Origin of the sequence: Modestobacter sp. L9-4, assembly GCF_019112525.1 — a bacterium.
In the GTDB taxonomy this organism is placed as follows: domain Bacteria; phylum Actinomycetota; class Actinomycetes; order Mycobacteriales; family Geodermatophilaceae; genus Modestobacter.
The window spans coordinates 3,124,159-3,136,958 of the sequence record NZ_CP077800.1 but is presented as its reverse complement, the minus strand read 5'-3'; the positions used below and the strand labels follow the sequence as shown (position 1 = coordinate 3,136,958).

The following is a 12,800-nucleotide window of genomic DNA, read 5'->3' as shown; positions in this document are numbered from 1 at the left end:
GTCAGACCCCTCCCGAGGCGGGCAGCTGCCAGCGCCACACCGAGGCGCCGAAGTTGAAGCCGGCGCCGACGGCGGCCAGCACCACCGTGTCGCCGTTCTTGAGCAGGCCGCGCTCGACGGCCTCGCTCATCGCGATCGCCAGCGAGGCCGCGCCGGTGTTGCCGACCCGGGCGACGTTGGTGAACGTCTTCGACAGGTCGAAGCCGAGCTTGCGGACGACGTACTCGATCATGCGCAGGTTGGCCTGGTGGAACAGCAGGAAGTCCACGTCGGCGAGCTCGACGCCGCTCTTGGCGCACGCCCTGCGGACCACCTTGGGCAGGTTGGTGATGGCCTGCTTCCAGGTGGCGATGCCGTTCATCTCCATCATGTCGACCGCGGGGTCGTACGCGCGGCCCGCGGAGCGGAAGCTGGACCCGCCACCGCGCATCCGCACCGCCTCGTAGTTCGAGCTGTCGGTGTGGAAGGCAGAGGCCTGGATCCCCGAGGCCGGGTCCGCGGACCGGCTGAGCACCGCGGCACCCGCGCCGTCCCCCAGGTAGACGGCGACGTTGACGTCGCTGCGGTCGACGTAGCGGGAGTTGAGCTCCACCCCGATGACCAGCGCGTTGCGGACGGTGGGGTCCACCCGCATCCGGTCGGAGGCCACGGTGAGGCCGGTGACGAAGCCGGTGCAGTTGGCCTGGACGTCGAGGACCTGTGCCTCCCCGGCCTGCAACTCCCGCTGCACCTTCGCCGACAGCGGTGGGAAGACGTAGTCACCGGAGAACGTGCAGGCGACGATCAGGTCCAGCTCGTCCGCGTCGATGCCGGCCATCGCCAGGGCGCGCTGTGCCGCGGCCACCGACAGGGAGGAGGCGGTCTCGTCGGGGCCGGCGATGTACCGCTGCTCGATCCCGGTCTTCTCCACGATCCACTCCGGCGTCACGTCCAGGGACCGGCAGAGCGTCTCGTTGTCCTCGACCCCGGTGGGCAGTGCGTGCCCGACGCCGGTGATGGTGACCGCGGCGGAGGTCGCGGCGGTCACGGGGCGACCAGCCCGAGGAAGCCGGCGAGCGCGTGGTTGCCGGTCCGGACGGCCTCGCCGTCACCCGGGTCGCCGTGCCCCGGGTACACCGTGCGGTCAGCGGTGAGCCCGGGCCACAGGTCCAGGAGCGTGGCGCGCAGCAGCTGCTCGTCGGCGCCGGGGAGCTGGGACAGGCCCAGGCCGTGGCGGTACAGCGTGTCGCCGGTGAACCAGGCCGAGCCCAGTTCGAGAACGCAGGACCCCGGGGTGTGACCCGGTGCCGGGCGGAAGCGCAACGGGTGCCCGGCGACGTCGATGCACGCGTCGTCGGCGACGAGGGTGACGTCGGCCAGCGTGACCCGCTGCGGGATCCGCAGCGCCATCAGCAGGAAGTTGGAGCCGCGCATCGTGCGGGCGTCCGCCTCGTGCAGGAGGACCTCGCAGCCGTAGCGCGTCTGGAACCACGAGGCGCCGGCGGTGTGGTCGAAGTGCCCGTGGGTGCAGAACACCTGGTGCGGCCGCAAGCCGTGCGCCGAGAGCGCGGCGTCGATGGCCGGGCCGTCCAGCCCTGGGTCCACCAGCACCCCGCCGCCGGGGACGTCGGCCTCGGCGAACCAGGCGTTGGAGGGGAACGCACCGCTGGTCACCCGCCAGACGGCGCCGCCACCCCAGTGCCCCACGACGGTGGCCTCGGGGGTCGTCACGTCAGTTCACCCCGCCCAGGTAGATGGTCTGCGCGGTGACGTAGCTGCTGCGCTCGGAGGCCAGGAAGTCCAGCACGTTGAACACGTCGTCGGGCTCGGCGTAGCGGGGCAGCGGGAGACCCGCCACGACCTGGGCGATCTTGTCCTGCGGCAGCTGGGCGAGCATGTCGGTGGCGATGGCGCTGACGCCGAGGGTGTTCACGGTGACGTTGAGCGGCGCCAGCTCCTTGGCCATGACGTTGCCCATCGTCGTGAGCCCCGCCTTGGAGGCGGCGTACATCGAGTCCCCGATCGGCTCCAGGCCCACGGCCATGGAGCTGATGTTCACGATCCGGCCCCACTTGGTGCGGCGCATCATCTTGGCCGCCTCGCGGGAGACCATGAAGGCGCCCAGCAGGTTGGTGTTGACCATGGCCGCGGCGGCCGCCGGCGGCATGATCATCGAGTACTGCGAGGTCAGCACCGCGGCGTTGTTCACCACGATGTGCACCGCGTCGGTGACCTTCTTCAGCTCCGCGAAGCCGCGCTGGACCGAGGCGGGGTCGGCGACGTCGACCTGGACGTGGGTGTACCCCGGGTGCTCGATCGTCGACTCACCGCGCGCGAAGCCCGCGACGCGCCCGCCGTGGGCCAGGACGTGTTCGCTGATCATGCGGCCGATGCCGCGCCGGCTGCCGGTGACCAGCGTCAGCTTGCCCTCGTAGGTCGAGCCGGTGCCGCTCACGCCGGTTCCGACAGGAGCTCCACCACGTAGGCGGTCAGCGACTCCACGTCGGTGTAGGGCGAGACGTCCCGGCTCATGGCGCGGTCGTCGGTGAGGCTGACGGGGCGGCCCGCAGCGGCGGAGACCTCCTCCTCGACGTCGACGATCACCGACACGAGGGCCAGCGAGTCCAGCTCCGCGTCGGCGCCGAAGAGCCGGGTCTGCGGGCTGACGACGAGCGCGTCGTCCGGGCTGCGCTCCTCGTTGAGGGTGGTGAGTGCGTGCAGGACGATGTCCTGGACGGCGGCGTGGTCGAGCACGGGCGTCTCCTCCATGGAGTCGGTCATCGGCTGCGGGCTGCGTGGATGAGCACGTTCATGCGCGGCAGGGTCGTCGTCCGGTAGTCGGCCACCAGCAGGCCCAGCGCGACGGCGTCCTGGAACCGGCCGTCGAGGTAGAGGTGGTCGCGCAGACGGCCCTCCACCTGCATGCCCAGGAACTTCTGCCACCTGATCATCGGCGTGTTCCCGGCGGCGACGATGCCGTGCACCCGGACCAGGCCGAGCTCGTCGAAGGCCAGGCCGTAGAGCAGCTTCATGGCCTCCACCGCGGCCGGGACGCCGCGCACCGCGGCCTCGTCGCCGATCAGGAAGCGCCCGGGCTCGCCGTGCCGGTTGACCGGGTCCACACCGGTCAGCGACAGCATGCCGACGGGGCGGCCGTCGGCCAGCTCGATGACGTGGTTGCGCTCCGAGTCCGGGCGAGCGGCGATCCAGTCCGCCTGCTGCTCGACGGTCTGGGCGCCTGCGTTGAGGAAGCGCGCGCGGGCCGCACTGCGCCAGCGGAAGGTCAGCTCGGCATCTGCCACCTGCAGTGGGCGCAGGTTCACGAACTCCCCTCGCAGCACCGGGTCGGTGGTCACGGCTGGCGACATCCGTCTAGTAGACGATGAACGCGGCGGCCGAGGGGACCGGCACGCCGGGCGCCCGGGGCGCGTAGGCGGCACCCACGAACGACTGCTCCAGGGTGAAACCGGCCTCCACGAGCTGGGCGAGCACGTCGTCGGGGGTGCGGTAGAGGTGGATGTGGTCGGCGTGCGCGGCGTTGAGCGCGGCCGTGATGAACGCCCTCCCCCCGGGGGCCAGCGACGCGCGCAGGCCACGCAGGAAGGCGACGGGGTCCTCCAGGTGCTCCAGCACCTCGACGCACACCAGCCAGTCGGCCCGGGGCTCGACGGGACGAGCGGTGACGTCGCGCAGCTGCACCTCGTACCGGTCCTCGACGCCCAGCGCGCGGACCTGGTCCTCGGTGAACTGCTTGGAGGACGGGCTGATGTCGTACCCGGTCCCGCGCACCCAGGGCAGCCTGCGCAGCAGGAGACCCGAGTAGAGGCCGGTGCCGATCCCCACCTCGACGAAGGAGGACGCGCCGGCCACCCGCATGGCGTCCACGAAGGCGGTCTCGAAGAACTGCAGCTGCCGGTAGTGGTGCGGCCAGAGGAAGTGCGAGAGCAGCAGGCCCGGCAGGTACTCACGCATCATGTGCTGCTCGTTGAAGTACACCTCGCTGGCCGCCTGGTCGTAGGTCTTCGACCGGTAGTGGCCCTCGACCTCGAACGCCGCCTGCAGTCGCATGGACTGCATCGCGAAGGCGGCGTACCCCTTGACCGCAGCGGCCACCGCCTCGGGCGTGGGGAAGAGGGCGTCGACGACGACCTCGAACTCCTCGGCCCAGCGAGCCCCGAACAGGGCGGCGCAGCGGTCGGCGATGTCCGCGGCGAACCGGTGCCTGTCCCGCAGCGTGGCGGTCATCGACGCCAGCGCCGGGTACGTGGCGCGGTCGAGGCGGAAGGGCACCGTCTCGTACGTCAGGGTCGTGTCGGGCATGGAGCCACCATGGACGACGGCGCCGACCGCACGGGGGACGTCGTGTCCCCACCGTCCCATGCGGCACCTGGCGTCACACCACCCCCGGGGCAGCGCACGCGGGTACCGGAGCTGCCGACGCCTGCCGATGAGCCGGGGCGTGACTCCTCCCGACCGCCGTTCCCCCAGCCCGGGCCGTCGCGCCACGGACTGGAACCCGCGCCCGGAGGGCAGCGGGGCCGGCTGCAGGATCGTCGACCTGCCGCGGATCACCGACCCGCGGGGCAACCTGACGTCCCTCGAGGGCGGGGTCCACATGCCCTTCGACATCGCCCGCGTCTACTACCTCTACGACGTGCCGGGCGGTGAGTCCCGCGGCGGGCACGGGCACCGCGAGCTGCAGCAGCTGATCGTCGCCGCGGCCGGCAGCTTCGACGTCGTCGTCGACGACGGCACGGAGACCGCGCGGTTCCACCTCAACCGCTCGTACCACGGACTGCTGGTCCCCCGGCTGGTCTGGCGGGAGCTCGGCAACTTCTCCTCCGGCAGCGTGTGCCTCGTGCTCGCCTCCCAGGTCTATGCCGAGGACGACTACTACCGCGACTACGACGACTTCCGTGAGGCCCGGCGGGCGGCTGAGGCCGCCGGCGAGGTCGGCGGCGCGGCAGCTGCACGGTGACCACCTCGCCGACCCCGCGGCAGGTGCCTCTCCTGGACCTGGGCGCCCTGCACGCCGAGCTGTCCCCCGACCTGGAGGACGCCGCCCTGCGGGTCGTCCGCAGCGGACGACTCCTCCTCGGACCCGAGCTCGCCGCCTTCGAGGAGGCCTGGGCGACCGCGGTCGGCGCACGGTTCGCCGTCGGTGTGGGCAACGGGCTGGACGCGCTCTCCCTCGGCCTGCGGGCGCTGGGGATCGGCCCGGGCGACGAGGTCCTGGTGCCCGGGCACACCTTCGTGGCCACCTGGCTGGCCGTCGCTCACGTCGGCGCCGTCCCCGTGCCGGTGGACGTCCGCTCCGCCCGTGCCGACTGGGACGACGTGGCCCTGGCCGCGGCCGTCACGCCGCGGACCCGCGCGATCCTGCCGGTGCACCTCTACGGCCACCCGGTCGACCTCGACCCGGTCCTGCGGCTGGCCCGCGATCACGACCTGGCCGTCCTCGACGACGCTGCCCAGGCTCACGGCGCCCGCCTGCGCGACCGCCCCGTGGGTGGGCTGACGCACGCGACCGCCTGGAGCTTCTACCCGGGCAAGAACCTGGGGGCTCTCGGCGACGGTGGGGCGGTCACCACGTCCGACCCGGAGACGGCCCGGCGGCTCCGCTCGCTGCGCAACTACGGGTCCACCGAGAAGTACCGCCACGACGAGGTCGGCTGGAACAGTCGGCTGGACGAGCTCCAGGCAGCCGTGCTGTCGGTGAAGCTGCGCCGCATGGAGGCGCACAACGCCCGCCGGGAAGCGGTGGCCCGCCGGTACGACGAAGGGCTCGCCGGGCTGGACCTGGTCCTCCCCGAGCGGGTCGCGTGGGCGACGCCGGCCTGGCACCTGTACGTCGTGCGCAGTCGCCACCGCGACCGCCTCCAGGAGCACCTGGCCGCCGCGGGCGTCGAGGCCGGCGTGCACTACCCGATCCCCTGCCACCGCCAGGGTGCCTTCGCCGGCACCGCCCTGGCGGAGGCCCACCTCCCGGTCTCGGACGCGCTCGCGCGCGAGGTGCTCAGCCTCCCCATGGACCCGATGCTCTCCCCGCACGACCAGGACCGGGTGATCGACGCCGTGCGGTCGTTCCGCGCATGACCGTTCGAGACACGACCGCAGCTGCACCCCCCGCCGGCAGCCCCCGGCGCCGCACCGGACAACTCCCCCACCGCCGCTCTGGAGACCTCGTGACCCGTCCCTCTGCACCCGCTGAGCGAGTGCTCGCCGAGAACCGACTGCGCTACGGGCAGCTGGTCGACGTCGTCGGTGCCCACGCCACCGGGACCGACGTGGAACGCGTCCTCCGCGCGGCGACGATGGCCGCCCACTACGCCTGGATGGCACCCCCCGGGCTGCTCAGCGACCCGGTCCTCGAGCGGATGGTGCTGTCGCACGTGCGGGCAGGCGACGGGCCGGTGGTGGACGGCACCCGGTCCGGCGGGCACGTCCTCCACGTCCTGTCCGAGGCCTACGCCTTCGGCGGGCACACCCGCTTCGCCCGACGGTGGATCAGCCGGGACCACCGTCGCAGCCATGTGGCGCTGACCAACCACCACGGCCCCGTCCCGGAGCAGCTGCTCGACGCCGTCACCACGTCCGGCGGACGTGTCGACGAGCTGCGGGAACGGCACGCCCCCCTGCTGGAACGGGCCCAGGCGTTGCGTGGGCTGATGGACCAGGCGGACATGGTCGTCCTGCACGTGCACCCGTACGACGCGGTGGTCCTCGCTGCGGTGAACCTCCCGGGCGACCGACCGCCTGTGGTCCTGGAGAACCACGCCGACCACTCCTACTGGCTCGGCGTCGGCGCAGCCGACGTCGTGAGCGACTTCCGCCCCTTCGGCCAGCGACTGTCGCACGAGCTGCGCGGCGTGGCCGCCGGGCGGTCGGCTCTGCTGCCCATCCCCGTCGACGTCGAGGCGTCATCGGTGCCCCGGGACGAGATGCGGCGGAAGCTGGGCGTCCCGGCCGGCGCAGTGCTGGGCTTGACCGTCGCCACCGAGGCCAAGATGTCCCCCCTGGGAGCCCGCGGCATGGACCGCCTGCTCGACCGGGCGTTGACGTGGTTCCCCCAACTGGTCGTCGTGCTCGTGGGGGCGTCGCGGACGGGCGCCTGGGAACGTCTCGCGGCGCGCTACCCCGGGAGGTTGCTGCCCGTCGGGGTGGTGCCGGACCCGGCTCCCTACTACGGAGCGGCGGACGTCTACCTCGAGTCCTACCCCACCCGTTCGGGCACCTCGGTGCTGGAGGCCGCCATGACCGGCCTGCCGACCCTGGCCCTCACCGACATCCCGGCCGACGACCGCCTGTTCGTCTACCAGGCCGGCATGCCGGGACTCCTGGGTGAGCCCTGTGCAGAGAGCCCCGAGGAGTACGTCCGCCAACTGCGGGCGCTGGTCACTGACCCCGAGCTGCGCATGCGACGAGGTGCAGAGGTCCAGGCCGCGGTGGCATCGCTCCACGCCGGCAGCAACTGGACGAGCTCCCTGGAGGCGCTGTACGACCAGGCACGCGGGAGCTCGGCGGTCCGGGCAGAGGACCTCGGGGAGAGGGTCGAGGACCCCCGGTACGGCTCGATGCTCGTCACGTTCGCCACTGGCGGGAACCCCCAGACGCCCGACTTCGAGGTGGCTCTCCACCCGGTCGCAGAGCTGGACGACCCGGCGATGCGCGCCGACGTCCTCGCGTTGACCGATCGGGGCCGCAGTCGGTCGTTGGTCGTGCGTGCTGCTCCCGGATGGGAGACACGACCGGAGGGGGCCACTCGCCTGCTGCGTCTCGCCGGGGACCATCCGCGGCTGGCGGTGAGCCTCCCCTTCGCGGCCGGCGACGACGCAGCCGGCTCGAAGAGCACCGCTGTCCTGGTGGGCCTCCTGTCCGGACTCGGGCAGACACCCGAGGACTGCGGCGACATCAGCGTCGACAGCGTCGCCCCGCGAGGGGAGCCCCGCGCGTTCCCCGGAGACCTGCCCCTGAGCCCGACTGCACTGGACTGGCTCGAGCACGTGCTCGCTTCGCCGGGCTGGGGCGTCGTCTCGGGTCAGGCGACCAGCGGCGTGGCGAGCGCGGGTCCAGGACCCGCGCGCGTCTGATGTGCCCTGACCTGTCACTCCCCCGCCCGGGGCAGTACCGTCCGGCCTTGATGAGCGAGACAGCGAGCACCCCAGACGTCGCCCTGCGCTGGCCCGGCGGCGAACTGCCCATGCGGGTCATCCCCTCCACCGAGGGGTCCGAGGGCATCGACACCAGCAAGCTGCTGGCCACGACCGGTCAGGTCGCCCTGGACATCGGCTTCGTGAACACCGCCTCCTGCACCTCGGAGATCACCTACATCGACGGCGATGCGGGCATCCTGCGCTACCGCGGGTACCCGATCGACCAGCTGGCCGGCAAGGCCAGCTTCCTCGAGGTCTCCTACCTGCTGATCTACGGCGAGCTGCCCACGGCCGACCAGCTGGGCGAGTTCGACCAGCGGCTGCGGCGGCACACGCTGCTGCACGAGGACCTCAAGGGGTTCTTCAACGGCTTCCCGCGGAACGCGCACCCGATGCCGGTGCTCTCCTCGGCGGTCAGCGCGCTGTCGACCTTCTACCAGGACTCGCTGGACCCCTTCGACTCCCGCCAGGTGGAGCTGTCGACGGTGCGGCTGCTGGCCAAGCTGCCCACGATCGCGGCCTACGCCTACAAGAAGTCCATCGGCCAGCCCATGCTGTACCCGGACAACTCCCTCGGCCTGGTCGAGAACTTCCTGCGGATGACCTTCGGGTTCCCGGCCGAGCCGTACGAGGCCGACCCGGAGCTGGTCAAGGCCCTGGACATGCTCTTCGTGCTGCACGCCGACCACGAGCAGAACTGCTCGACCTCCACGGTGCGGCTGGTCGGCTCGGCGCACGCGAACATGTTCGCGTCGGTCTCCTCCGGCATCCACGCGCTGTCGGGCCCGCTGCACGGCGGTGCCAACTCCTCGGTGCTGGAGATGCTCGAGGCGATCAAGGCCGACGGCGGCGACATCGGCCACTTCGTCGACCGGGTGAAGAACAAGGAGCCCGGCGTCAAGCTGATGGGCTTCGGGCACCGGGTCTACAAGAACTACGACCCGCGCGCGGCCCTGGTGAAGGCCACGGCCGACACGGTGCTGAACAAGCTCGGCGGCAACAACGAGCTCCTCGACCTGGCCCGCCAGCTCGAGGAGATCGCGCTGCACGACGACTACTTCATCTCCCGCAAGCTCTACCCCAACGTGGACTTCTACACAGGGCTGATCTACCGGGCGATGGGCTTCCCCACGAAGATGTTCACCGTGCTCTTCGCCCTCGGCCGGCTGCCGGGCTGGATCGCCCAGTGGCGCGAGATGATCGAGGACCCGGCCACCAAGATCGGCCGCCCGCGGCAGGTCTACACCGGCCCCACCGAGCGCTCCTTCGTGGAGCTCTCCGCCCGCTGAAGGACTCCTCTGCCCCCACCGCTCGCACGCTCGCAGCGGGCCCCTGCAGAGGGACCGAGACCGAGGCCCCGTCGTCCAACCGGACGACGGGGCCTCGTCGCGTCTCCCCCCGGACGGGTGACCTCCCTCCCCCGGAGGGGTGAGGGACCTACACCGACCCCCGGCCTCCGTCGATGGGATCAGGACACCGGACGCCGCCTGGCGCCCGGACCGATCTCAGCCCCGGGGGACGACGGTGACCGCACCACGCGCGCAGGTCACCGCGCAGCGACCCCGGACGACGGGCACGGCCCCCCGCCGTCCGGCGCCCTCCCCCGCCCGCTCGGGCGCCGCCCGCAGTGGCACCGCCCGCAGCACGACCACCCGCAGCACGACCGCCCGCACCGCTCCCGCCCGACCGCGCGGCGGTGCTCCCCGGCCGGGCTCCACGGCGCGCAGGCCCCCGGCCCGGCGTCCTGCCCCGAAGCGCACCCGCACCCCCGGTGCACTTCGGCGGTGGCGCGACCGGCTCGGCGTGCTCACCGGTGCCACCCTCGCCGTCCTGCTCCTGCTCGGTGCCCTCACCCAGCCGCCGACCGAGGCCGGCCAGGCACCCCGGGCGGTCACCGACGACGCGCAGACCGCCGCCACCACGCTCGCCGACGCCACCGCCCGCTACCGCGCCGCCCTGGCCGAGGCGGCGTCGGCCACCGCACGCGCCCAGCAGTCACGAGACGCCGGACACGCCGCCGAGGCCGACGCGGCCACCGCCCGCACCGCCGTCGGCAGCGCGGCCGCGGCGGCCTACATGAGCAGCGCCGGGCAGCGCTGGCCCGTGGGCCGGCTCTCCGTGGACGCGCCCGACGCCACCGCCGACGTGCTGCACGCCCAGGGCCTGACCGAGCAGCTCGCCGACGCCCGGGACGCCGACGTGGCCCGCGCCGGCCGGGCCGCCGTGCACGCTGCGCAGTACACCGACGAGGCCGCCGCGGCCGAGGACTCCGCCACCGTGGCCCGCGCCCGCGCCGCCGCCGTCCTCACCGAGATCCACGGCATCGCCACCACGATGGACCTGCGCACCAGCGCGCGGTGGGCCGGGCTGTCCACGACCCCGGCGTCGGCGGACCAGCAGGAGCGCAACGCCACCGCGCTGACCGGCTGGCAGACCTACCTGGACCGGCTGGTCGCCGCCGGGATCACCCCGCCGACCGCGACCGAGCTGGCCGACGCCGACGACCTGCCGCCCGGGCTGGCCCCGCTGCGCGACGGCTCCGGCACGCCGGTGCCCGGGGTGGCGTCGGCCTACGCCGACGGTCAGGTCCTCACCGTGCTGCCCGCGGAGACCGTCGCCGCGGTGAGCGCCGCCCTCGCCCAGCTGGGCCGGCCCTACCTGCCCGGCCAGAGCGGCCCCGACGGCTACGACTGCGCCGGGCTCACCAGCACCGCCTGGACTCAGGCCGGGCTGGGCATCGCCGGCGACCTGGCCGGCCAGTGGGCGCAGGGCACCCCCGTGCCCCGCAGCCAGCTGCAGGTCGGTGACCTGGTGTTCAGCACCCGCTGGGGCAGCGGCCTGGACGACGTCGGGCTCTACCTCGGCGGCACCAGCGTGCTGTCGGCCTCCGCCGACCGCTGGCAGGTCGCGGTGCACGACGTGGGCGACCTGACCACCGCCGTCCGGGTCACCGTGCCCGCGGCGACCCCCACCCCGCTGCCGGTGGCCACCACCGGCCCGGCGACCTGCAGCGCGCCGCCGCCGGCGCCCGGCACCGCGACCAGCCCGGCCGAGGCCGGCTGGGGTGGCTGGTCCAACGGGCAGATCCCGGCCGACCAGCTGTGCGGTGTCGCCCCGGGGCAGCGGCTGCGCTGCGACGCGGCCGCCGCGTACGGCGCGATGTCGGCGGCCTACCAGGCCGCCTTCGGCTCGCCGCTGTGCATCACCGACTCCTACCGCTCGTTCGCCGCTCAGGTCGACGCGCACGTCCGCAAGCCGCGGATCACCGCCGTCCCGGGGACGTCGAACCACGGCTGGGGGCTCGCGGTGGACCTCTGCGGCGGGATCAACGTCTTCGGCACCGCGCAGACGGCCTGGATGCAGCTCAACGCCGGGCACTTCGGCTGGGTGCACCCGGACTGGGCGCAGGCCCGCGGGCAGAACCCGGAGCCGTGGCACTGGGAGTACGGCAGCCTGGCCTGAGCCCGGCTGCCCGCGCGGTGGGGCTCAGGCCCAGCCGAGGTCGGCCACGGCCCACCAGGGCAGGGTGGCGCAGGCCTCGGTCGCCTCGGCGGCCAGCCGGCGGGCCACGGGTCCCTCGGCGGCGGCGACCGGGCGGCGCGGGGTGACCACCACGTGCCCGTCCCGCAGCCGCAGACCCCGGTCGGCCATCTCCTGCAGCAGCGCCTCGGGGCGCACGAGCACCGCGGTGTCCAGGCCGGGGGCGTCGGTGGCGGTGCACAGCCCGAGCGGTCCCTGCACGTGCAGCGTGGCGTCGACGGTGGCCGCCCGGCCCAGCGCGGCGGAGCGTGTCTGGTGGACCAGCGGCAGCGTGGCGGTGCGCGAGGGCCGCCACGGGACGCCGACCTCACCGCGGCGCACGACCACCCGCCAGCCCAGCACGGTCTGCCGGGGGTCGGACCAGTCGAGCAGTGCGATCCCGGTCTGCGCGGCCACCTCGTCGGGCACCGGGCGGCGGGCCAGCCAGGCGACCGTCGCGGCGGTGACGCCCTCGGGGGTGGCCGGGACGCGGGACCGGGTCATCTGCACGGCGAGCTCGGCCAGCAGCACGCGGGTGCGGCGGCCGGCCTCCTCGAGCACCACCATCGGACCGGTGCCGGTGCCCTCGAAGACGTCCAGCCGCAGACCCGGGCCGATCTCGTCGTCGGTCAGGCGGGACAGCGCCGCCCGGACGTCGGGCACCCGCACCTCGCTGCGGTTCAGCCGGGCGAGGAGACCGGCGGGGGCGCCGAAGAGCGTCTCGCTCACGCGCTGCGTCCGCCGGTGAGCGCGGCCCGGGCGACGGACGCCAGGCCGGGCAGCGAGAGCACGCTGGCCAGCTCCAGCGCCGAGAGCCGGACCGGGACGACGTCGGCGCCCCAGCCGGTCGCCCGGCGGACGCGGGCCACGGGCGCGGGCCAGACGACCTCGCGCGCGGCGGCCACGTGCAGCTCGGTGAGGACGTCACCGAGGTGGATGGCGGCGACCGGGTGCACCGGGCCGACCTCGAGGGCCTCGGTGACGGCGCGCTCCACCTCGGAGCGGTCGACGGCGGTCAGCCAGTGCGGCACGAGCACGACCTGGTCGGGCTCGGCGGCCGGGGGCACGCTCATGCCCGCACCGCCGGCCGGCGGTCGCCCGGGCGCACCGGGAGCCGCGGCGGAGCCGCCGTCGTCCCGGCCCGCTCCG

Annotated in this window: 13 protein-coding genes; 5 read left to right on the top strand and 8 right to left on the bottom strand. The window is 73.8% G+C overall.

The window, feature by feature from the left end; genetic code table 11:
* Window position 1 precedes the first annotated feature (1 nt).
* From KUM42_RS14750 to KUM42_RS14725, 6 genes are read right to left on the bottom strand one after another with little or no spacing between them, the layout of a single operon-like run.
* On the bottom strand, window positions 2-1,027 hold the full coding sequence (locus KUM42_RS14750) for a 3-oxoacyl-ACP synthase III family protein (RefSeq protein WP_237493282.1): 1,026 nt from the start codon (window positions 1,025-1,027) through the stop codon (window positions 2-4).
* Window positions 1,024-1,710: an MBL fold metallo-hydrolase gene (locus tag KUM42_RS14745; RefSeq protein WP_237493281.1), complete on the bottom strand. Its 687-nt coding sequence runs from the start codon at window positions 1,708-1,710 to the stop codon at window positions 1,024-1,026. The genes KUM42_RS14750 and KUM42_RS14745 overlap by 4 nt, the downstream gene beginning before the upstream one ends.
* Before the next feature lies 1 nt (window position 1,711).
* A complete protein-coding gene (locus tag KUM42_RS14740; protein WP_237493280.1) occupies window positions 1,712-2,434 on the bottom strand; it encodes an SDR family NAD(P)-dependent oxidoreductase in 723 nt (240 codons plus the stop codon).
* On the bottom strand, window positions 2,431-2,760 hold the full coding sequence (locus KUM42_RS14735) for a hypothetical protein (RefSeq protein ID WP_237493279.1): 330 nt from the start codon (window positions 2,758-2,760) through the stop codon (window positions 2,431-2,433). The genes KUM42_RS14740 and KUM42_RS14735 overlap by 4 nt, the downstream gene beginning before the upstream one ends.
* Window positions 2,757-3,347 (bottom strand): GNAT family N-acetyltransferase, encoded by a 591-nt coding sequence (locus KUM42_RS14730; protein WP_237493278.1) that lies wholly within the window; start codon window positions 3,345-3,347, stop codon window positions 2,757-2,759. Before KUM42_RS14730 ends, KUM42_RS14735 begins: the two co-directional genes overlap by 4 nt.
* Window positions 3,348-3,351: 4 nt before the next feature.
* Window positions 3,352-4,299: a cyclopropane-fatty-acyl-phospholipid synthase family protein gene (locus KUM42_RS14725; protein ID WP_237493277.1), complete on the bottom strand. Its 948-nt coding sequence runs from the start codon at window positions 4,297-4,299 to the stop codon at window positions 3,352-3,354.
* Between the two features lie 139 nt (window positions 4,300-4,438).
* Between KUM42_RS14725 and KUM42_RS14720 the strand changes: the two genes are divergently transcribed.
* The 5 genes from KUM42_RS14720 (at window position 4,439) to KUM42_RS14695 (ending at window position 11,594) form a co-directional block, all read left to right on the top strand.
* The gene (locus tag KUM42_RS14720; protein WP_237493276.1) at window positions 4,439-4,957 is read left to right on the top strand and encodes an FdtA/QdtA family cupin domain-containing protein; all 519 of its coding nucleotides are present in this window, start codon (window positions 4,439-4,441) and stop codon (window positions 4,955-4,957) included.
* Between the two features lie 23 nt (window positions 4,958-4,980).
* Complete coding sequence (locus KUM42_RS14715; RefSeq protein ID WP_304610703.1) at window positions 4,981-6,075, top strand: DegT/DnrJ/EryC1/StrS aminotransferase family protein; 1,095 nt, start codon at window positions 4,981-4,983, stop codon at window positions 6,073-6,075.
* An 89-nt stretch (window positions 6,076-6,164) separates the two neighbouring features.
* Entirely contained in the window at window positions 6,165-8,069 is a 1,905-nt protein-coding gene (locus KUM42_RS14710) for a hypothetical protein (RefSeq protein ID WP_237493274.1), read from the top strand.
* Between the two features lie 50 nt (window positions 8,070-8,119).
* On the top strand, window positions 8,120-9,421 hold the full coding sequence (locus KUM42_RS14705; RefSeq protein WP_237493273.1) for a citrate synthase: 1,302 nt from the start codon (window positions 8,120-8,122) through the stop codon (window positions 9,419-9,421).
* 514 nt (window positions 9,422-9,935) lie between these two features.
* Window positions 9,936-11,594: an NlpC/P60 family protein gene (locus KUM42_RS14695; protein WP_255557507.1), complete on the top strand. Its 1,659-nt coding sequence runs from the start codon at window positions 9,936-9,938 to the stop codon at window positions 11,592-11,594.
* Window positions 11,595-11,618: 24 nt separating this feature from the next.
* Here the strand turns inward: KUM42_RS14695 and KUM42_RS14690 are convergent, their stop codons facing one another.
* Both KUM42_RS14690 and KUM42_RS14685 read right to left on the bottom strand, forming a co-directional pair.
* A complete protein-coding gene (locus KUM42_RS14690; RefSeq protein WP_237493272.1) occupies window positions 11,619-12,380 on the bottom strand; it encodes a hypothetical protein in 762 nt (253 codons plus the stop codon).
* Window positions 12,377-12,724 (bottom strand): hypothetical protein, encoded by a 348-nt coding sequence (locus KUM42_RS14685; protein WP_237493271.1) that lies wholly within the window; start codon window positions 12,722-12,724, stop codon window positions 12,377-12,379. Before KUM42_RS14685 ends, KUM42_RS14690 begins: the two co-directional genes overlap by 4 nt.
* Window positions 12,725-12,800: the final 76 nt, after the last annotated feature.